Annotated in this window: 19 protein-coding genes and 2 pseudogenes; 19 read left to right on the top strand and 2 right to left on the bottom strand. The window is 36.8% G+C overall.

From position 1 onward, the window contains the following. The first annotated feature begins 394 nt into the window (after positions 1-394). From ACIQAA_RS31040 to ACIQAA_RS30960, 17 genes and pseudogenes are all read left to right on the top strand, one after another. Positions 395-1,534 carry an ABC transporter substrate-binding protein gene (locus ACIQAA_RS31040; RefSeq protein WP_402627409.1) on the top strand — a complete coding sequence of 380 codons (1,140 nt, stop codon included), beginning with the start codon at positions 395-397 and terminating at the stop codon, positions 1,532-1,534. Between the two features lie 60 nt (positions 1,535-1,594). Next, complete coding sequence (locus ACIQAA_RS31035; protein ID WP_402627407.1) at positions 1,595-2,467, top strand: branched-chain amino acid ABC transporter permease; 873 nt, start codon at positions 1,595-1,597, stop codon at positions 2,465-2,467. Between the two features lie 10 nt (positions 2,468-2,477). Beyond that, positions 2,478-3,428, top strand: coding sequence for a branched-chain amino acid ABC transporter permease (locus tag ACIQAA_RS31030; RefSeq protein ID WP_402627404.1), 951 nt, complete (start codon positions 2,478-2,480; stop codon positions 3,426-3,428). A 5-nt stretch (positions 3,429-3,433) separates the two neighbouring features. Then, the gene (locus tag ACIQAA_RS31025) at positions 3,434-4,210 is read left to right on the top strand and encodes an ABC transporter ATP-binding protein (RefSeq protein ID WP_402627401.1); all 777 of its coding nucleotides are present in this window, start codon (positions 3,434-3,436) and stop codon (positions 4,208-4,210) included. Continuing rightward, positions 4,203-4,910, top strand: coding sequence for an ABC transporter ATP-binding protein (locus ACIQAA_RS31020; protein ID WP_402627398.1), 708 nt, complete (start codon positions 4,203-4,205; stop codon positions 4,908-4,910). Before ACIQAA_RS31025 ends, ACIQAA_RS31020 begins: the two co-directional genes overlap by 8 nt. A gap of 16 nt (positions 4,911-4,926) precedes the next feature. Then, positions 4,927-5,700, top strand: coding sequence for an L-2-amino-thiazoline-4-carboxylic acid hydrolase (locus ACIQAA_RS31015; RefSeq protein WP_402627395.1), 774 nt, complete (start codon positions 4,927-4,929; stop codon positions 5,698-5,700). 96 nt (positions 5,701-5,796) lie between these two features. After that, entirely contained in the window at positions 5,797-7,041 is a 1,245-nt protein-coding gene (locus ACIQAA_RS31010) for a Zn-dependent hydrolase (RefSeq protein ID WP_402627392.1), read from the top strand. Between the two features lie 373 nt (positions 7,042-7,414). Next, positions 7,415-7,687, top strand: a complete 273-nt coding sequence (locus ACIQAA_RS31005; protein ID WP_402627389.1) for a hypothetical protein — start codon at positions 7,415-7,417, stop codon at positions 7,685-7,687. 457 nt (positions 7,688-8,144) lie between these two features. Further along, entirely contained in the window at positions 8,145-9,071 is a 927-nt protein-coding gene (locus tag ACIQAA_RS31000) for a LysR family transcriptional regulator (RefSeq protein WP_402627386.1), read from the top strand. 99 nt (positions 9,072-9,170) lie between these two features. Beyond that, entirely contained in the window at positions 9,171-9,386 is a 216-nt protein-coding gene (locus ACIQAA_RS30995; protein ID WP_402627383.1) for a glycogen/starch synthase, read from the top strand. A gap of 31 nt (positions 9,387-9,417) precedes the next feature. Next, complete coding sequence (locus ACIQAA_RS30990) at positions 9,418-11,817, top strand: glycogen/starch/alpha-glucan phosphorylase (RefSeq protein ID WP_402627507.1); 2,400 nt, start codon at positions 9,418-9,420, stop codon at positions 11,815-11,817. A gap of 100 nt (positions 11,818-11,917) precedes the next feature. Then, positions 11,918-12,079: a hypothetical protein gene (locus ACIQAA_RS30985; RefSeq protein ID WP_402627380.1), complete on the top strand. Its 162-nt coding sequence runs from the start codon at positions 11,918-11,920 to the stop codon at positions 12,077-12,079. 12 nt (positions 12,080-12,091) lie between these two features. Then, positions 12,092-12,619, top strand: a pseudogene (rpiA, locus tag ACIQAA_RS30980) (ribose 5-phosphate isomerase A); the annotation flags it as partial. A gap of 90 nt (positions 12,620-12,709) precedes the next feature. Then, positions 12,710-14,218 carry a glucose-6-phosphate dehydrogenase gene (gene zwf / locus ACIQAA_RS30975; protein WP_402627377.1) on the top strand — a complete coding sequence of 503 codons (1,509 nt, stop codon included), beginning with the start codon at positions 12,710-12,712 and terminating at the stop codon, positions 14,216-14,218. Between the two features lie 22 nt (positions 14,219-14,240). Further along, a pseudogene (locus tag ACIQAA_RS30970) lies at positions 14,241-14,423 on the top strand (transketolase); the annotation flags it as partial. Between the two features lie 111 nt (positions 14,424-14,534). Then, positions 14,535-15,872, top strand: a complete 1,338-nt coding sequence (locus ACIQAA_RS30965) for a glucose-6-phosphate isomerase (RefSeq protein WP_402627375.1) — start codon at positions 14,535-14,537, stop codon at positions 15,870-15,872. A 487-nt stretch (positions 15,873-16,359) separates the two neighbouring features. Next, positions 16,360-16,848: a hypothetical protein gene (locus tag ACIQAA_RS30960; protein WP_402627372.1), complete on the top strand. Its 489-nt coding sequence runs from the start codon at positions 16,360-16,362 to the stop codon at positions 16,846-16,848. A gap of 208 nt (positions 16,849-17,056) precedes the next feature. On the opposite strand, the gene ACIQAA_RS30955 is transcribed toward ACIQAA_RS30960, so the two are convergent. Together ACIQAA_RS30955 and ACIQAA_RS30950 are read right to left on the bottom strand one after the other, a co-directional pair. Next, the gene (locus tag ACIQAA_RS30955) at positions 17,057-17,473 is read right to left on the bottom strand and encodes an organic hydroperoxide resistance protein (RefSeq protein WP_402627370.1); all 417 of its coding nucleotides are present in this window, start codon (positions 17,471-17,473) and stop codon (positions 17,057-17,059) included. 416 nt (positions 17,474-17,889) lie between these two features. Beyond that, the gene (locus ACIQAA_RS30950) at positions 17,890-18,579 is read right to left on the bottom strand and encodes a sigma-70 family RNA polymerase sigma factor (protein WP_402627367.1); all 690 of its coding nucleotides are present in this window, start codon (positions 18,577-18,579) and stop codon (positions 17,890-17,892) included. Positions 18,580-18,962: 383 nt separating this feature from the next. On the opposite strand from ACIQAA_RS30950, the gene ACIQAA_RS30945 reads away from it, so the two are divergent. After that, complete coding sequence (locus tag ACIQAA_RS30945; protein WP_402627364.1) at positions 18,963-19,919, top strand: ABC transporter permease subunit; 957 nt, start codon at positions 18,963-18,965, stop codon at positions 19,917-19,919. Between the two features lie 61 nt (positions 19,920-19,980). Continuing rightward, positions 19,981-21,024 (top strand): ABC transporter permease subunit, encoded by a 1,044-nt coding sequence (locus tag ACIQAA_RS30940; RefSeq protein WP_402627361.1) that lies wholly within the window; start codon positions 19,981-19,983, stop codon positions 21,022-21,024. Positions 21,025-21,211 lie beyond the last annotated feature (187 nt).

Genomic DNA, 21,211 nt, shown 5'->3' with positions numbered 1-21,211 from the left:
AAATATTTTTGGAAAGGAGATACAATTGAAAAAACATTTTTTTAGAAAAATATCTTTGAACTAACATATAATTATTAATCTATAAAATAAATTATTTGAAAGATACTAGAGAAATAAAGGGGTTTATTAGATTTAGTTATGTTGACTAGAAAAATTTAGGTAGGGAAAAGAACAATATGTATTTCCTTTTACTAGTTTACTCAGTTTTTCTATCTTTTTAAGTGGATGGTTTAAAAAATAATAAATTGGATGATTACATTTTTTATATTTTATTTATTATTACGAAGTAAGGATTATTCGTTTGATAGTCTATTATGGGATATTAAAACTTTTAATTCCTACTAAATAGATAGAGTTAATTGAGTTATTAATAATATATTAGGAGGAGTATATCTTGAAAAAACAGCTTTTGTTTATTGTGATGTTTTTAATGAACGTCAACATATTAGCAGGTTGCAGTGGAAAAGACAATCAGTCTGATGGCGTATTAAATAAGGAAAGTTTGATAATTGGTCTTGCAGCACCACTTTCGGGTGATTCCGCGGAATACGGTGATGCTTTCAAAAAAGGAGCGGAACTGGCTATTAAACTTGCGAACGATGCTGGTGGTATTGATGGGAAAAAAATTGATTTGGTAGTAGAAGATGACAAAGGTGATCCAAAGGAAGCGGTAAATATTGCAAATAAATTAGCAAGCGATAAATCGATTCTTGCTGTTATTGGTCATTTTAATAGTTCCGCTACATTAGCGGCTGCTCCCATTTACAATAAGAATAAAATAGTAGAAATCTCACCTTCGTCTAGTTCACCAAATGTGACGGATGCTGGGGATTATACATTTCGTGTCATAACAACTGATGCCTTTCAGGGTGAATATGTGGCTAAGTGGACGAAAGAAGAAAAGTTTAAGAATGTAGCCATTATTTATGAACAAACAGATTTTGGGTTAGGGTTATCTACTGTTTTTAAGAAATCTGCCAAAGAGAATGGACTTATCGTAGTGGCAAACGAATCATATGTGGCTGGCCAAACAAAGGACTTTTCGTCTATTTTAACAAAAGTGAAGGAAGCAAAACCGGATGTTATTTTTGTGGGGGGATTATATAACGAAGGTGCTTTAATTGCAAAACAAAGCAAGCAGTTCGGTTTAAATGTTCAAATTATGGGTGTGGACAGCTTTTACTCTGATGCCTTAATCAAAATGGGGGGTGAAGCTGTAGAAGGAGTCATGGCCCCTGGTTTCTTTAATCTAAATAGTGATAATGAAAAAACAATACAGTTTGTTAATGCCTATAAAGAAGCTTATAACGAAAATCCGGGAACCTATGCAGCCTACACCTTTGATGCCACATCCATTGTGTTAGAAGCGATAAAGAAAAATGGCGCAGAACGAGAAAAAATTAAAGAATTTATTGCTACATTGAAAGGCTATCAAGGTGCAACAGGGATTCATGATTTTGATGAAAATGGAGATGTATTAAAAGAACCTGAAAAATTAATTGTAAAAGATGGAAAATTCCAATTATACAAGTAGTAACTTTTCCGGGTAAGGACTTATTGCTTACCAGGAATTATTTGAGAGAGGAGGTGCTTTATGCTCGAACAACAAATTATAAATGGTTTAACAATTGGTTCCATTTATGCATTAATCGCTCTTGGCTATACAATGGTTTACGGAATATTAAAAATTGTAAACTTTGCTCACGGAGACATTTTTATGATTGGCAGCTTTTTTGGCTTATTTTTAATTCAATATGTAGAAGCTCCTTTTTATTTAATCCTTATCCTAGCATCTGTCTTAACAGCAGTACTTGGAATAATTATTGAAAGATTTGCATATCGACCACTCCGAATGGCAGATCGAATTGTACCATTAATTAGTGCAATGGGGGTATCGATTTTCTTATCAAACCTTGCACAAAAGATTTGGGGGGCTGGAACACATCCATACCCTGATTCATTTAAAACTCACACGTTCAAATGGGGTGGCGTCTCACTTTCTTCAATCCAATTGTTCATTTTGGTTTTATCGTTCCTTTTAATGGTAGGACTACAATTATTTGTAACGAAAACTAAGATTGGCACGGCAATGCGTGCTACATCGATGAGTATCACCAATGCTACCTTAATGGGGATTAATACAAATTTTATCATCATGCTGACGTTTGCCATTGGGGCAATATTGGCAGCAAATGCTGGGGTTTTGGTAGGAATGTATTATGATGCAGTTTATCCAACAATGGGTTATACATTAGGTTTAAAAGCCTTTACAGCAGCGGTATTAGGGGGAATTGGAAGTATTCCTGGGGCTGTATTGGGCGGACTTCTTCTAGGTGTAGTTGAAAACTTAGCGGCTGGGTATATTTCTTCACAATACCAAGATGTGATAGCTTTTTCCATTTTAATTTTAGTATTAGTGCTTAGACCAACTGGTATTCTTGGTAAGAAAGAAATAACTAAAGTGTAGGTGGGATTGTTTGAAAAATAAAAGATTTTTCTCATTTTTAATTGCTCTTTTTCTGTTAACGTTGCCGTTATGGCTGGTACAAATTAATGATTATTTTGTACATATTGTCATCATGATTGGTGTTTATGTAATGTTAACACTGAGTCTTAACATTATAGTTGGCTACGCAGGGCAGTTTGCTCTTGGCCATGCCGCATTTTATGGAATTGGTGCCTATGTTAGTGCTCTTTTAATGATCCGTTTGCATCTCTCTTTTTGGCTTGTTTTGTTAATATCTGCAATAGTTACCGCTTTTTTTGGCTTATTATTAGGCACTCCAGTCATGCGGCTAAAAGGTGACTATTTGGGAATTGTGACGCTTGGGTTCGGAGAAATTGTTCGGCTGATATTTGTAAACTGGGTGGATGTTACTAATGGGCCAATGGGAGTCCCTGGGATTCCTTCACCTGAGATTTTCGGATATACCTTCAGTAGCAAAATTGAATTTTATTACTTAGTGTTGATACTAACCGCATTTTCAATCTTTGTGATTAACAGGCTTGTCCATTCAGGAATAGGTCTTAATTTATTGACAATTAGAGAAGACGAGATTGCTGCGGAATCCGTTGGAATTCGCCCAACTAAATATAAATTACTTGCATTCACTATTGGGGCTTTTTTTGCAGGAATTGCAGGGTCATTTTGGGCAACCTATATTTCTTTTATTAGTCCTGAAACTTTTCAATATCTAGAATCGGTTACTATTCTTGCAATGGTTGTACTAGGGGGAATGGCAAGTGTGCCTGGGTCCATTCTGGGGGCTGTAATTTTAACCATCACTCCAGAAGTCCTTCGTTTTGTAAGTGATTATCGGATGATGTTTCTTGGTGTCGGTATCGTGTTAATGATGTCGTATAAGCCATCTGGGTTTTGGGGAGAAAACAAACGAAAACGCAACTTCTACGGTATAACAGGGAGGTAGGACACATGGAAGAGGTTTTAAAACTTGAGGGTGTATCGGTAAGGTTTGGAGGATTGACAGCTGTTCACCAAGTTGATCTAAGCGTGAGAAAGGGAGAAATAATAGCTTTAATTGGACCAAATGGAGCTGGGAAGACAACCCTTTTCAATTTACTTACCGGACTCTATCAACCTACTAGCGGCATCATTTATTACAAGCAACGTAAAATAAACCATTTAAAGCCTTTTCAGCGGGTTAAAATAGGAATTGCTAGGACATTCCAGAATATCCGTCTTATTAAAAGTTTTACCGTTCTGGAGAACGTATTAATTGCCCATCAGAGCTGCAATGCTGAAAAGGTATGGGAATCCATCTTCGTGACAAAAAAAGTCAAAAAAAAACGGATTGATGTGGTAAATGAATGCATAGAAATTCTTAAGATGGTGGGACTTGACCATAAGATTTATGAATATGCTCATCATCTGCCATATGGTGAACAACGTCTTCTTGAAATAGGTCGAGCGTTAGTGACAAATTGTCAGCTTCTTTTACTAGATGAACCTGCTGCGGGCATGAATTCAATAGAGAAGCAAAAATTGATAGAGATTATTAAATCATTATCCAATAGATTGAATATTGAAATTCTCTTAATTGAACATGATATGCGGCTTGTCATGAATATTGCAGATCGAATTGTGGTGTTAGACCACGGTGAAAAAATTGCAGAAGGTACTGGTTCCGAGGTTAGAAATAATCCTAAGGTTGTTAAGGCATATCTTGGAGAGGAGAAGGAATATGCTTAAAATTGAGGGATTATCTATTAACTATGGAGTAGTACCGGCAGTAAAAAATATTAGTATAGAAATCCTTCAGGGAGAAGTTGTGACTCTCATAGGAGCCAATGGTTCTGGTAAATCCACTACTCTCCGGGGAATTTCTGGAATTATAAACCCACGTAAAGGAAAAATTCTTTTTCAAGGAACCGATTTAACCAAAATGAACGCACATAAAATTGTAAAGATGGGTATTTCTCAGGTTCCTGAAGGCCGAGGGATCTTTACAGATCTAACAGTACTTGAAAATTTGCAAATGGGTGCATTCATACGAAAGGACAAGGATGGCATAAAAAAGGACATCGAAGAAATATTCCAACTTCTCCCTCATCTTAAAGAGCGAAAAAACCAACCTGCAGGGACGTTAAGCGGTGGGGAGCAACAAATGCTGGCTATTGGCCGTGCCATTATGACCAAACCTAAACTATTATTATTAGACGAACCCTCAATGGGCCTAGCTCCAATTATGGTTAAGGGAATTTTCGGAATAATAAAAAAGATAAACGAAGAGGGGACAACCGTCCTGCTTGTTGAACAGAATGCCAATATGGCGTTATCGATTGCTCATAGAGGCTATGTACTCGAAACAGGCAAAATAGTTGCGCAGGGAACAGTTGAACAGTTACAAAAAAACGATGTGATCAGAAAAATTTATTTAGGAATGGATTAGAGAAAGGGGAAAGAAGATGGATATTGAAAAAACACTGGACAAAGAAACCTTAAAGCCTGTTACTATGTATGAAACCACAGCAAAGCTATTGAATCATCTATTGAATGCGGTTAGTGCACGTTTCGGTGAAGAGGGCAGGAATGTGTTAATAGAAGGGGTTAAGGTGCTAACAGAGGAGCAGGGCGTAGAACTAGCTCAGAGTCTAAATATCCTTAAAGAAGAATTAGATCAAAGTAATGTCTTCTTTTATGAAACATTCTTAGATTCCAAACAAATTGAACTAACATTTAACAATTATACAAAAGCACAAGAAAGAGCTGGCATTGAATCTATAACGATGTTTTCTATTATGGCCAAGCTATTTGCACAGGTCTCCAAGGCAGTGGTTGATTGTTTTGGTGAAGAAGGGCGTGAAGTAATCATGGAAGCTGTCCGTACATTCGGAGAAGAACGAGGGCGAAATATTGCAAAACGTGCAGCAATGGCCGGGGAACCGAACGAGATAGACCACTATCTTTCCAATTATGATATGGGTAGAAGTGAACTATTTCAGTATGAGACATTATTCCATCCAAAAGAAATTGAACAAACATTTACGAAATGTGCTTTTGCAGAACAGTGGATAAAAGACGGAATGCAAGAGTATGGAATTCTATACTGTCAAATGATTGATCCGGCCATTGCGAAAGGGTTTAATCGTAATTTCGAGGTAGTGCACGATCAATATATTCTAAAAGAAGGAGTTTGCCATTTTCGTTTTCAAATGAAAAAAGAAGAGATTAAAAATTAAATCCTTGAAGTTTACTACAATGCATTAGAATGGTTAACATCTAAATGATACCTGCCGCTTGGATGTTTTATCGAATAATAAATTAGAGGTGATTCGGTGATAAATCAAGATAGAATTTGGGATCGTCTTTTTAAATTAAGCAAAATTGGTAAGCAAAAGGATGGAGGGATTACTCGTTTATCATTTACTAAACAGGAGAGAAAAGCAAAAGATTTAGTTATTTCTTTTATGAAGGAAGCAGGTCTCGCAATACGTGAAGATGAGGTAGGAAATTTGATTGGTAGAAAAGAAGGAAGAAACATTAACGACCCGGTGGTAATCATAGGTTCTCATCTTGATTCAGTACCAAATGGCGGGAATTTTGATGGTCCACTCGGTATCATTGCAGGTATTGAAGTTTTACAAACTATGAATGAGAAAGGAATAATCCCAGATCATCCCATTGAAGTGATTGCATTTACGGATGAAGAAGGTACACGGTTTGGACTAGGGATGATTGGCAGCCGAGGAATAGCTGGAACTCTTAATAATGAACAGTTGCAAAAAGAAGATGAACATGGCATTTCGATTTCTGAGGCAATGAAAAGAGTTGGACTGGATCCCAACAATATTTCCAGAGCTACAAGAGTCAAAGGGTCAATCAAAGCTTATATAGAACTGCATATTGAACAAGGGAAGGTTCTAGAATCAGAAAATTTACCGGTAGGAATTGTTTCGGGGATAGCCGGACCGTTATGGAATAAATGGACCTTAATGGGTGAAGCGGCTCATGCAGGGTCGACTCCAATGCAAATAAGAAAAGATCCTTTGGTTGCTGCAGCGATAATCCTTCAATTCATTGAAGAGGAAGTTAAAAAACACAAGAATGCTGTTGGAACAGTTGGGAAGATATTAGTTAAACCCGGGGGAGTTAACGTTATTCCAGGTCTAGTCGAATTTACATTTGATTTACGAGAAATAGATGAAAAAGTTCGTGATGAGATTGAACAAAATATTATTTCAAAAGCAAATAAAATATGCCAAGAACGTGGAATTGAGCTTTTCATTGAAGATTTGCAGCGTGTAGCCCCTGCTATCTGTTCTAAAGAAATTCAAGAAATAATTGAAAATTCTTGCCAGAAAAATGAAGTACACCCCTTCATATTGCCTAGCGGTGCGGGGCATGACGGAATGCAGTTACATCCTATATGTCCTATAGGAATGATATTTGTTCGTTCAAAAAACGGGATAAGTCATAACCCTGAAGAGTGGAGTTCAAAAGAGGACTGTGGAATAAGTGCAATTGTTTTGTATCATTCTATTTTACAACTATCTGATAAAAAAATTAACTTTATATGCTAACCTGATTGGTCAGTGTCCTTTTGTTAAATATATCTGGTTCTCAGTACATTAAGTTACAGGGTTAAACATCGAATTAATTGATGGTGTAGAATTAGTGAGAATGTCGCTTGATTCGATATGAGTAGAATGCACATTATATAGTAACATATGGAATACTGATTTACTGCTTTATTTCACTTTTTATTTCGCTATGCCTTCACGAAGCCATTATGATCTGAATTCAGTTCATTTAATCGTTAACAAATCGAGGGTAATGAGATCCTGTCGAATAAACGAGAATTCTTAAAAAAAATCGTATTAACTGATGGGGAATGGACTCATGTCGATTTAACGGATAAAAATATTTTTGTCACTGGAGATTTCTATCTAGTCTATGTACAGCCTGAGGCGTCAGTCACAGGTACAATGCCAGGTCTTAAAACTTGATCTAAATAGCCCTTTCCATGATCGTAATTGGGAGCTGGATAAAGGAACTTGGAAGCAAGATACGAATCCGGAAAATGGAAATATAATGATTCGCGCGGTCATCAACAATGAGATCTCAGCACCTGCAATTAAAACACAACAGGATAATACGTATACGAATCAAGCTAAGGTTCAAGTAAAGGGGACAGCGATTCCAACCATTCAAGTTCAAGGCAAATAAATTGTTGTCAATGTAAAATTAATTAAGATAGATTGAAATTTATCAGATAGTAGGAGTGACAGTTCACCATCCATACAAATGCGTGAACTGTCGCTTATCATAATTATCTCGGTATTGATAGACGGATCAGATCCAGTTTTTCTCGATAGACGTGGTGGAAAAGGGACTACGTTATATGTTTTTCCAATATTGTAATACATATAAAGAATGTAGCAGGAAATGTTAGTTGAAATTTATGAAGATATTTCGTCACAAAATTGCCCTTCAACCCGTTTTATTTGTAGAACCTCTTCGAAATTACATCTTAGAGAAGAATGGGAGTGGAAAAATCCAAGAATTGTAAAAGCAATAAAAGGATTGCTTTTTAAACTCGCATACTTATCATGATGATCTTGGGATAGAAAGACGGCTAGTACCATTCTATATAAAAATGAAACCTTCAAAGGGGTAAAAAATCTTGGAACTAAGACAATTAGAATACTTCATGGCCCTATGTGAAGAGCTGCATTTTACAAAGACGGCTGAAAAACTAAGAATTGGTCAACCTACCTTGAGCTATCAAATTAAAGCGCTAGAGGATGAACTGGGTGTTCGTTTATTTAATCGTTTAGGAAAAAAAATAACCATCGCGGAAGCTGGCGAAATCCTCCTGAAACATTGCAAAATAGTGTTCACAAATTTAAAATTTGCCACGGAACAAATAGAGGACCTCCGAAAGGTGAAAAAAGGGAAATTAGTGATTGGGGCACTTTCTGGTGACTTAAGTCTTATAGCCTCCAAGGTTTTGTTAGAGTTTCATTCTGAGTACCCTCACGTTCAGATCCAGTTTTTCTCCATAGATGACCCGGTAGAAAAGATAAAACATAACGAAATTGATTTGGCTCTAACCTTCATGCCAAGACCAGAAGAGTGTTCTATCCAAATTCCTTTATACGAGGATGATTTCTATTTAGTCGCGAGAACGGATCTTGCTTGGTCTGAGAGAGACGAAATTGAGTTTCGTGAGATTCAGGATATTCCGCTAATATTAAATCCAATAGGTCATTGTTTTAGGGAATTATTTGCTGATGCGTGTCTTTCTGCTGGGTTTGTCCTCGAGCCTATCATTGAATCAACCGATACAAAGGCGATATTGGATCTAGTCGAGGAAGGGGTAGGGGCTTCCATTATATCTGGTACACTCTTTTCGCTGGAAAATACAGGGGGGTTAAAGGCTATCAAAATAACGAATCCAGCTATCATCAGGGAAGTGTCTATTGTCCACCATAAACAAAAATATATTGGAACTGTCGCAAAGGGTTTTATCGAAATATTAGTGAATTTTATAAATGAGAATAAGGTATTAGAGGACAGCTATAAAGAAACACAGTTATCCAAAGCTTGACAATAGAATCCGGCAAAAAGTTTGGTTAAATAGTAAACTGTTAATCCATTAACATATACAGAATATATAATTCAAAACTGAGGGAAGAGGTATACAGGCATGAAAAAATTATTTGCAGCCACTGAATGTGCACCATTTTTTAAAACGGATGGTCTTGGTGACGTTGCCGGAGTACTTCCTAATGAACTTGTCAAACAAGGTGAAGAAGTACGAGTTATGTTGTCTTATTTCACACTGATGAAGGATGAATATAAGGAAGAGCCTACAGATATGCCACGACAAGTAAAATCGGTTAGATGTTTTTCATATCGATGAACATCATATAAATGAAAAGAGGTTGCTACTTGTGAAATTAACCAAAAAGAAGTTCCAAACAGATTTTAAAAATCGATTGCATGAAAAATTCGCAATTGAAACTGCGGATGCAAATGCACAGGAATTATTTGAATCTCTCGGTTCGGTAATTAAGAACTATATTTCTGAGGATTGGCGCGATGTACGTCGGTACCAGATGGAAAATCAAACCAAGACTGCCTATTACTTCTCGATCGAGTTCTTACCAGGAAAAATGCTTCGCAGTAATTTGCTAAACTTAGGGATTTTAGATGTTGTACGTGATGGATTATCAGAATTAGGTTTGGATTTTGATATGATTGCCGAAGCCGAAAAAGACATGGCACTCGGAAACGGTGGACTCGGTCGTCTCGCATCTTGTTTCATGGATTCTCTAGCATCGATAGGTCTCCTAGGATTTGGAAATGGTATCCGTTACAAATACGGTTTGTTTAAACAACAATTCATCAATGGTTATCAAGTAGAATTTCCAGATGATTGGCTCCGATGTGGAAATGTTTGGGAGGTCCGTAAAGCCCATGAAGCAGTTGAAGTAAAAATGGAAGGAAATGTATGGCTAAAAGAAGACGAAGCGACAGGAGATTTAACACCGGTTTATGAAAATCCTAGAGTTTTGTTAGCGGTACCATACGACACGGCGATGGTTGGTTATGAAAATGGACAAGTCAACAACCTTCGTCTGTGGGATGTAGAAATTCCAGAATCTGAAGAAAGAAAATACTATTCAATCAACCAGCGTCGTCAAATCCAAGATATTACTGGTGTGCTTTACCCTGATGATTCGACTTACGAAGGTCGCCAATTAAGACTTGTACAGGAATATTTCTTTACTTCAGCAGGGCTTCAAACGATTGTCAAACATTATTTGAAACTTGGAATCCCGCTTGATGAAATTCACACAAAAATTGCGGTACACATTAATGATACGCACCCAGCTTTAGCAGTTGCTGAGTTTATGCGTTTACTGATTGACGAGCATAAGATGGATTGGGACCATGCTTGGAATGCGACTGTTAAAACAATGTCATATACCAACCACACCATTCTTCAAGAGGCCTTAGAAAAATGGCCAGTGGATATGGTTAAATTCCTAATTCCACGCGTTTATCAAATCATTGAAGAAATCGACCGTCGTTATGTAGAAGAAATGAGTAAAGTTGCTGACCCTGAAATTGTAGGACGTACACGAATTATTCAATGGGGACAAGTGCATATGGCGTACTTAGCTATCATCGGTTCTCATTCAACAAATGGGGTTGCTAAAATCCACTCTGACTTGTTGAAAGATGTCGTGCTTCATGATTTCTATGTACTTTTCCCTGAGCGCTTTAATAATAAGACTAACGGGATTGCCTTGCGTCGTTGGTCCCAGATTGCAAACGAACCAATGTCTAAGGTATTGGATGAAACGATTGGTAAGGAATGGCGTGCAGATGCAAGCAAAATTAAACTTTTAGAAAGCTATGCAGACGATAAAATAGTTCAAGATAAACTTGCACATGCGAAACATCAAAACAAAGAGTGTCTTGCCGCATACATTAAAGAAGCTACTGGTGTTGTAGTGTCACCAAATGCGATTTTCGATGTACAAGTCAAGCGTCTTCATGCGTATAAGCGTCAGCTTTTAAATCTCTTACATATCATCAAGTTATATCTGGATTTGAAAGAAAATCCTGATTTAAATATTTCGCCACGCGTATTCATTTTTGGAGCAAAAGCAGCACCGAGCTACTACTATGCAAAATCGGTTATCAAGGTGATTAACGAAGTCGGTAACATAGTCAATAACGACAAAGCATTGAAAGATAAATTGAAGGTTGTCTTTTTACCGAACTATAACGTTTCACTCGCCGAAATTATTGTACCGGCAGCAGATGTTTCAGAGCAAATTTCACTAGCCTCTAAAGAAGCTTCTGGTACTTCAAACATGAAGTTTATGCTAAATGGTGCAGTGACAATCGCTACGCTCGACGGGGCCAATATTGAAATTAAAGATGCTGTTGGCGATGAAAATATCGTTATCTTTGGGATGGATAAAGATGACGTGTATGCCCACTATTATGCACATGATTATCATGCCTGGGATGTATATGATGCTGATCCAATCATTAAACGCGTGGTGAATGCACTTGTTGATGGAACGATTCCAAATATTATTCGTGAAGGTCAAGAAATCTTTGATGCGTTGATTAAATATAACGATGAATATTTCAATCTTCTAGATTTCCATGCATATGTTGCGGCGCAAGTAAAAATCGACACGTTATATAAAGATCAAAAAACATGGCGTAAGATGAGTTTGATGAACACCGCAAATGGTGGACAGTTCAGTTCTGATGATACGGTTAAAAAATATGCAGAAGAAATTTGGCATATCGTACCAGCTAAATAATCATTCACGGAACAAATAGGTCAAGGAAAGCAATGTTCAAGAAACTTGGGCATTCCACTTTTTCATAACTTTTGACCGTAAGTGAAAGGGGCAAAAGGCCTTGAATGAGAAAAAAGAAGTTGGAGAAAAAGCTGTAGATTTTGTGAAAGAAAGGATGGTAGTTGGACTAGGAACTGGCACCACTGTACATTATACAATTTCTAAGCTTGGAAAATTAGTTCAACAAGGATTTAATATTAAAGGAATCCCAACGTCCAAATAAACAGAAAAACTAGCAAAAGAAGTAGGTATTCCGCTTGTTTCCTTTAATGAGATTGATCATATTGATCTTGCCATAGATGGGGCGGATGAAGTGAATCCTGAATTAGACCTTATTAAAGGAGGTGGCGGAGCCCTTTTAAGAGAGAAAATAATCGCAAAAGCAGCAAATAATTTTATAGTAGTGGCTGACTCACAAAAAGTGGTGAATAAATTAGGATCTTTCCCTCTACCAGTTGAAGTGGTGCCATTTGGATTTGAAATGACAATGAAACATATACGCGAGCTTGGAGGCAGTCCAAAGTTACGACAAAAAAATGGGGTTCCTTTTATAACCGATAACGGTAACTATATTATTGATTGTGTTTTCTCAGGATTAAAGTTTACTGAATATTTTGGAAAATATATTAATATGATACCTGGTGTGGTCGATAATGGACTATTTATTGGAATGGCTGACATTGTCATTACATTGGATCGAGATAAGAATATTATCATTTATGAGCGGGGCAAGGATTGGAAAAGAACAGAAAAATGTACTTAGTTGTGAATTTAGTAATACTGTTCAGTGATTACAAACTTGTTTGACATTTAATATAGTGATAATTGTTATCAATTATTAGGAGGACTTAAATTGGAATCAATGACCTTTGTTTTATTTGGGGCAACAGGGGATTTGGCTAAAAGGAAAATTTTTCCTGCTCTTTATAATTTGTATTTAGATAAAAAATTGCCTCAACCTATATCTGTTATTGGACTTGGAAGAGGTAACCTATCTCATATTAATTTTCAAGAAAAAGTAAAAGAATCTATAATAACCTTTTCACGCCGTTTAGAACATGTAACTGCCGAAATGGGAGATTTCCTAAATGCTTTTCGGTATAACACTTTAGACGTTAACAATACAGGAGATTATCAAAAATTACTGCGGTTGGTTAAGCAAAGAGAAGAGGAACTGCAAATAAAGGAAAATCGAATGTTTTATCTTTCTGTGGCCCCAGAATTTTTTGACATTATCGCTTTAAATATCAGGGATAGTGGATTAGGAGCAACGAATGGTTGGAAACGTTTGATGATAGAAAAACCATTTGGTCATGATCTTCAATCTGCCCGACAACTTAATAATAAATTTAGTTCTGTATTTGAAGAAGAAGAGATATATCGAATTGACCACTACTTAGGTAAGCCAATGGTTCAGAATCTAGAGGCCCTAGAATTTTCAAACCCAGTCCTACAGTCAATTTGGAATAGAAAACATATCGCTAATGTTCAAATTACCGCGAGTGAAACGGTTGGGATTGAGACAAGAGCAGGTTATTACGATCAAGCAGGGGCAATACGCGATATGGTTCAAAACCATATGCTGCAAATCTTAATGATGACGGCCATGAATCTTCCTAAAAAATTCAATGCTTCTGAAATCCGGAATGAAAAAAGGAAGGTAATGGAATCTCTCCTCTCATTAAAAAAAGAAGATGTACATACCCACATTGTTCGTGGCCAGTATATTTCAGGTGAGATTAATGGTCAGAGGGTTCCAGGGTATAAGGATGAACCTGGAGTGGATCCCAATTCCAACACTGATACATTTGTAGCAGCTCGAATTTGGATTGATAATCCGTTTTGGTCTCGTGTCCCCTTCTATATTCGGACAGGAAAAAGAATGAGGGAAAAGTCTACTCGTATCGTAATCGAATTTAAAAATACTTTAGACCTACAGTATAACCAAAAAGTAGAGCCTAATTTATTTATCATCGAAATAAGCCCAAGCGAAAATGTCTCACTTCAATTGAACAGCAAGAACCCGATGAATAATGGAAATATTGAACCTGTTAGAATTGATTTTTCATGTGAGGATTCAGGAGGCAATGGCTCAGGAGTGCCTGAGGCTTATGAAAGGCTAATTTATGATGCTTTAATTGGAGATTCCACATTCTTTGCCCATTGGAAAGAAGTCGAATTATCGTGGGAATGGGTACAACCGATTCTTGATGCATTTGATGAAAATCTACTGCCATTACATGAATATTCATCGGGTTCCTATGGTCCGGATGCCGCAAATGCCCTGTTATTAGAAAATGGGTTTAAATGGTGGCAAGATGAAAAAATTCAAGAAAACAAAGAGAATGTACTTCTAAATTAAGGTATCAAGGAGAAATAGTAAAATGTCACAAAATATTGAGAACTTAGCAGTTTCGACCATTCGAACATTATCTATCGATGCCGTCAATGCGGCAAATTCAGGTCATCCTGGTCTCCCAATGGGTGCAGCACCAATGGCTTATGCCTTATGGGCCAACCATTTGAATCATAATCCTGGCAATCCAAAATGGTTTAACCGATCAAGGAATTTGAAAAGTTTGCTGCTGACTGGAAAACGGTATAAAAGCCATTAAAAGCATACGGCAAATGGAGTTAACGCCCTTACATAACAAAATTAACGGAAGAGGAGAACAACCATGTCAATTACTTTTGATTATTCTAAAGCGTTGTCTTTCATGCAACAGCATGAAGTGAGTTATTTAAGTGATTTTGTAAAAGCAGCACATAACATGCTACACGATAAAACTGGCCCAGGATCTGACTATCTTGGATGGGTGGATTTACCGCATACCTACGATAAAGAAGAATTTGCAAGAATCAAAGAGGCTGCTAGAAGAATTCGTAATAATTCAGAAGCTTTAATCGTAATAGGGATCGGCGGCTCTTATCTTGGCGCAAGAGCTGCGATTGAAGCTCTATCACATACGTTTCATAACCAAATGGATGACAAAACAGAAATTTATTTTGCTGGACAAAATATCAGTGCCACCTATATCTCACACTTATTTGATGTGTTGAAGGACAAGGATATTTCAGTGAATGTAATTTCAAAATCAGGTACAACAACAGAGCCTGCCATTGCGTTCCGTATTTTCCGGGATTATATGGAGGGGAAATATGGAAAAGAAGAAGCGAGAAAACGTATTTATGCTACAACTGATCGCGCTAAAGGAGCATTAAAAACTCTTGCCGATGAAGAAGGATATGAAACATTTGTAATTCCTGATGATGTTGGGGGAAGATACTCCGTATTAACAGCAGTAGGGTTACTACCAATCGCTACTGCAGGTCTGGATATTGATAAAATGATGGCAGGAGCTGCGGATGCAGCGGGTAAGTATAATAATCCCAACTTGACAGAAAACCATAGTTATCAGTATGCAGCAGTCAGAAATGCGCTTTATCGAAAAGGGAAATCAATTGAACTTCTGGTTAATTTTGAACCTTGCCTTCATTATGTTTCTGAATGGTGGAAACAGTTATTTGGTGAGAGTGAAGGAAAAGATCAAAAAGGTCTCTATCCTGCTTCTGTAGATTTCTCCACTGACCTCCATTCGATGGGACAATATGTCCAAGAAGGACATAGGGGACTTATTGAAACCGTTGTATCTGTAAAAGAACCTAAACTTGACATTACCATAGAGGAAGAGGCTTCTAATCTTGATGGTTTGAATTATTTAGTTGGAAAGACAATGGACTTTGTCAATAAGAATGCCGCACAAGGTACGGTTTTAGCGCATGTGGATGGAGGAGTTCCCAATTTAAAAGTGGAGATTGACAAATTAGACGAATATACTTTTGGTGGAATGATTTACTTCTTTGAAAAAGCGTGTGCTATTAGTGGTTTGTTGATGGGGGTAAATCCATTTGATCAGCCTGGAGTAGAGGCATATAAGAAAAACATGTTTGCTTTACTTGGAAAACCAGGATATGAAGCAGAAAAAGAGGCTTTGTTAGATCGTATTAAAAAATAAGAGTGTAATTGCAACTGGTGTTGCAACTGGTTTAGACGGACTGCCCTTCATCCGTAGAGTAAATGTTGTTAACACGTTTATTGTCAGAAAAGAAAAAGTTTTATCAGGAATATGATAATTTTGCACATATAATTGAAAATTGTAATATATATTTTCAATAAGCTGGCAATAGACTAATCATTAACTCTATAAAAAATTATTATTCTACTAAGGTAAACAATAACGTTAAAAGAGCCAATCACAACTTTTTGATTGGCTCTTTTAAATAGGACTGGTTACATTTGTGGAGAATACTTATGTATTAAATGAATCATTATATCTATAACAAAGAAACGTGAGGGGAGAAGAAGACAATTATTATGCCAGCGACTTAAACCGGAATAATACAAATGATAGAATTTTTATCATTGGATATGATGGAGCAATTCTTCATGCTAACATGATAGTTTAATTATATATATAACAAATGAAATATGAGGTCATAAAAATGAACTTAATAGAATCTAAAGTAATCCAAACAGAGTTTGAAACAGAAATATTTCTCGATGAAAGTTCCCATATTGAACTTAGCGATTTTCATTATCCTGATAATAACTATCCTATCTTTGAATTTTTTGTAGGTGTAGACTTCATTCGGATAAGGAATAATGAATTTTATGGAACGAAAAAAAGCTACTTTGGTATAAAAATTACTGACGATTTTCAATCTATATTTATATTTGAACCAAGTCAACAAAGCATTTTTGCTATCAAGAACGATCAGGAAATGGAAGCTGTAAAGGAATTAATTTATTATTTATTAAACGAATCTCCCCATTTTAGAAAATTGTTAATAAACAGGATCAATGAGATAAAAAAAACAAATATAGTTTGTACAAAAGAAATTAATGAATTAAAAGCTGAACTGGAATTATTAGAAAATTTAACTAAATCACGTTATGAAGATATTATCTTTATTACATACAAAAGAAAATAACAGCGAGATAGACTCAGGTACTCTTACGCCTATATTAAAAAGAATGCAGACCAAAAATTAGCGATTCGTGATGGTCTGGAGAGGATGAAAGAGCGGTTTTTGTTAACTTGACTAACAAAAGGTACTAAAAGCCATGCATACTTATATTCAAAAATAACGAAACAAAAAGAACCTATTTGCAGCCGCAGTGCAAATAGGTTCTTTTTTACTATTCTACTGTTGTTTCTAATGAAACCTCAATGTTCCCTCTTGTTGCTTTTGAATATGGGCAGAACTCATGAGCTTCTTTCACTAATTGTTCGGCTACTTCTTGAGAAACACCTTTAATATGTGCATGTAGAACTACACCGATTTTAAACCCGTCGTCTACACCGTCTTTCAATAAACTTACTGCCGCTGTAACAGATGACTCAATTTTGTGTTTGTTTTTTCTGGAAATCAGATTTAAAGCACCATCGAAACAAGCTGAGTAACCTGCTGCGAATAGTTGTTCAGGATTTGAGCCTTCTTTCTTGTTGTTTGGTGCCGGCATAACAAGATTCAAATCAATGATTCCATCGTCTGATTTTACTCTTCCTTGACGTCCACCTTGTGTTGTTGCTCTTGATGTAAATAGCACTGACATATAATCACCTCATAAATAATATTTCAAAATTAAAATTTTTTTGGAAAGGAGATACAAAAGCTCTTTCTAAATAAAAGTTAATATGCTTAAACGGCTATGTACTAGTCCTTTAAGCTATTAAGGTATTTGTAAGATAGTGGAAGGTGTTCAGCCCCTGCTATTACTATTCCATTGGGCTTACAATTGTTCCATTCAGATATATTTCATTAAATAGTATCTCTTTGAGTGTTTTATGTAAAAAATTATTTCATATTCCTACATGTTTCAGCTTGTTTGGGTCTTGGTAAAATATATGTTGGCAATCATTTTATTTTCGACATGAACCATCCCGACTGTGTGAATACCTCCATTGGAACGAAGAATAAGAGCGGGTTGTCCATGAGTTTGACTGATTTCAAAAACTGATTTTCCCTCAATCATTGCTGCCTGACGTACAGGGCCAAACAGAAACGTTTCAACATGATTTCGTGTTTCAATTGGTTCAACAGCGGCCAATACTTTGCCACCTCCATCTGAGACCAGTACAATAATTTGATCATAGATACGACTTGATTTTGTTTTCCTTGTTTGAGTGCTTTTATTAAATAGTTAACTATTTCTTGAGAAGCAGCTTCAGAATGAACTACCTCTTCAGAACTAATACCCATCTTTGCACTTGCACGGCTGTATATCTTGCGGCAATTGATATCGCTTTTTCCTATGATTTCTGCTATCTCATGATATTCAAAGCTAAGTGCTACACGAAGGACAAAAACGACGCGTTCCGGAGGTGTAAGCTTTTGAGCTAGCACAAGCATCCCGTAAGACAATTGATCATCACGGAGGACCGAGTCAATTGAATCTTCTTCGGAATTAAGAAGGGGCTCTGGAAACCATTCTCCAAAATATTGTTCGTGCTTCTTGCGAGCTGTTTTTTGTAAATCCCGACATCGATTCGTTACCATTTTACAAAGATAAGCTTTAGGTTCACCCAACTTCTCCGGCGGTACGTCATATAATTTTAAAAAAACGTCATGTACAACATCTTCCGCATCTGAAACGGATCCTGTCATTTGGTACGCGAGTTTAAACAACAACATTTTATATTTTTCGTACAGTTCTTGCATATTTTCACTTCCATTCTATTTCTACCATTCACTAATTCGTAGCAGGGGCTATGAATATAACGAGATAAGAGGCAATTTTGTGACAAATTTAAATATTCTTTTTCAAATAATTTGACGACTTGTCACAGGACGAAGCACTGATTTCTCGAGTATTCGGGGAGAAATAGACAAAAATTATGATAAGTATTATCATTGCCTCAGATTCGAGATAATTATATTCGAGGTTTCTTTATTAAAAGTTAGTACAAATTTAAGGATAATTAGTCACAAAGTTGCCCTTTAACTCGTTTTGTTTGTAGATCCTCTTCGATTATCCGGAACCCCGACAAGCTGAAGCATGTTAGGGTATGAGGTTTCACAAAAAAAGAACCCATTGGGGGTGGATGATAAGGCTTGTTAGATTAGTTACATATTATTTACTAGGGGTTATTTCAATTATTTGCGTGAGTGTTTTTACACAATATATTTCTACTATAGGAATACCCGAATCGCCTGAATATTTTGAGCAATTATACGACTTCTTCGTAAGCTTGTTCAAGCCAGAGTCATGGATTTATATAAAGGATGGTTCCGCCAGTGGTGCTCCGATGATGGAGATTATGTGGCCTGCCTTTATCTATTCGACGCAAATCCTGGTGGGTGCACTCGCATTAGGTTTCGGTGTTGCTATCTTCTTTGCCTTAGGATCAACTTTTTTACCTAAATTAGTGCTTCGTCCAATTAAAAGAATTCTCGATTTGCTAGAGTCGATTCCGGACATGATTGTAGCTACGCTCTTACAAGTATTGGCTATAGCCATATTCAAAGCAACCGGAATAACGATTTTTGAAGTGGCCAGTTTTAAGGAAAAGGCTAATTTAGCGCCGATTATTACATTGGCCATCCTGCCAGCAGTGTCGATGTTCAAAATATTGCAGGTTATGATTGAGGAAGAATTCTTGAAGGTGTATGTTACTTTTGTAAAAAGCAAAGGAATAAGCAAATTCAACATCTTGATTAAGCATATCATAAAAAAAATCATGCCGATTTCGTTTAATCATATGAAGATTATTATTTGGGGAGCACTATCCAGTCAATTTATTATTGAAAGGATTTTTAATGTTCACGGACTAACCTACTTCCTGCTTGATGCCTTTAAACCGATGATGGTTTTCGTCACCCTTATGCTGATTTTTACCCCCTTTTATTTTTTCTTTCAGCTAATTGATTTCTGGCTGAAGGAGGAGAAAACACTGTCTTACGAGACTAGAACAAGTGATTGGCGTCCCAGTAGTATAGCGGTAGGGATAAAGATGTCTAGAGAAAATATTGTTTTTACGATTAAATCTATTAATCTGTAATCTGCGAAAACTATCGCCATTACGTCCGATTCTAAACGTCCTCTTCACATTCGGGAGACACTTGAAAAATTGGAAATTTACAGTGGGAATCTTATTTTTTATTGTCACGATTGGCTACAGCATCATCTATTCCGTTACTACCGATAATCATGTCGACCAAGTCCGCCTCCATTATGCGGAAGACGGCGTAACGCTGATTAGCGCGATGCCGCATGCGCCGACAAAACCATTTTTCTTTGGCTCTGACAAACTTGGTTTCAGTCTTTTGGATCAATTAGTCATTGGCGCAAAATATACCTTAATTTTTGCCTTATTAATTGCTTTACTGCGTGTGGTCGGCGGACTGCTATTTGGGGTGATTTACGCTTTTCAACTCAAACCACGGACCCAGAATTGGCTTGGCAAGTTGATTGACTCTATTCACTTCCTGCCATTAAGTCTAATAGCCTACATTCTGCTGGCACCGATCTTACTGCCAGTGCTAGATGGATACGGCTATGTCTTTACCTTTACTTTTACAGAACGCATCCTTTTAGAAATGTTGATCTTAACGATTTTGGTGGTTCCATTAATCACTGTTTTATTAGGAAAAGAGATACAGCGCGTTATGGAAAATGAATTCATTGCAAGCGCAAAAGTATTAGGCGGAAGTAGATTCCATTTATTCTGTCGTCATGTTTTCCCGCACATCGGCCCACGATTAACCATCTTGTTTGGGCAGCAGTTTATTCAAGTTCTACTAATCTTTATTCATTTAGGGATTTTCAAATTTTTCTTTGGCGGGACAAAACGCTCCTTTGATCCAATGGAAGCCGATCCGCCAATGTCGATGACCAATGAATGGTCAGGATTAGTTGGTGAAATCGGCCGAATTGCTCTTAGCTCAGGACGATATTGGTATCTGTGGATTTTAGTTGCCTTTATGTTTGCGATCTTCGCAATGCAGCTGATTATTCAAGGTGTCAAAGAAGTCCAGCAAGAAAAGGTTGGGGTTTTATATAAAGTACCAAAAGCCTGTCGTAAAAAAGCTCCTTCAAAAACAAAAGAAGCGCAATCATACGAAATTTCAAAACAAAGCTTCAAAAGAATCGGACGGGGTTTTTAAAAGTATGGCTGTGGTAAAACTCATCCTTTATTGGAGAGAATCAGCAGGCTAGATTGACAATGCCAAAACGTAAAAACCGCTCATTTGAGCGGTCAGATTGTCGAGAAAGGTATCTTTCTCGGCAATTTTTATTTTTCTGCCTGCCCAAAGGCCTGTTGATTTCCGCTCCAGGTGCTTCGCTTTCCGC

The organism is Neobacillus sp. NPDC093182 (assembly GCF_044754045.1).
The sequence above is the reverse complement of the archived record's forward strand: the minus strand, read 5'-3'. Positions and strand labels throughout refer to the sequence as shown.

Coding starts and splice junctions, on each gene's coding strand:
- ACIQAA_RS31035 (WP_402627407.1), top strand. CDS start 1,595: ATGCTCGAACAACAAATTATAAATGGTTTAACAATTGGTTCCATTTAT.
- ACIQAA_RS31025 (WP_402627401.1), top strand. CDS start 3,434: ATGGAAGAGGTTTTAAAACTTGAGGGTGTATCGGTAAGGTTTGGAGGA.
- ACIQAA_RS31020 (WP_402627398.1), top strand. CDS start 4,203: ATGCTTAAAATTGAGGGATTATCTATTAACTATGGAGTAGTACCGGCA.
- ACIQAA_RS31015 (WP_402627395.1), top strand. CDS start 4,927: ATGGATATTGAAAAAACACTGGACAAAGAAACCTTAAAGCCTGTTACT.
- ACIQAA_RS31005 (WP_402627389.1), top strand. CDS start 7,415: ATGTACAGCCTGAGGCGTCAGTCACAGGTACAATGCCAGGTCTTAAAA.
- ACIQAA_RS30995 (WP_402627383.1), top strand. CDS start 9,171: ATGAAAAAATTATTTGCAGCCACTGAATGTGCACCATTTTTTAAAACG.
- ACIQAA_RS30965 (WP_402627375.1), top strand. CDS start 14,535: ATGTCAATTACTTTTGATTATTCTAAAGCGTTGTCTTTCATGCAACAG.
- ACIQAA_RS30960 (WP_402627372.1), top strand. CDS start 16,360: ATGAACTTAATAGAATCTAAAGTAATCCAAACAGAGTTTGAAACAGAA.
- ACIQAA_RS30955 (WP_402627370.1), bottom strand. CDS start 17,473: ATGTCAGTGCTATTTACATCAAGAGCAACAACACAAGGTGGACGTCAA.
- ACIQAA_RS30950 (WP_402627367.1), bottom strand. CDS start 18,579: ATGCAAGAACTGTACGAAAAATATAAAATGTTGTTGTTTAAACTCGCG.
- ACIQAA_RS30945 (WP_402627364.1), top strand. CDS start 18,963: ATGATAAGGCTTGTTAGATTAGTTACATATTATTTACTAGGGGTTATT.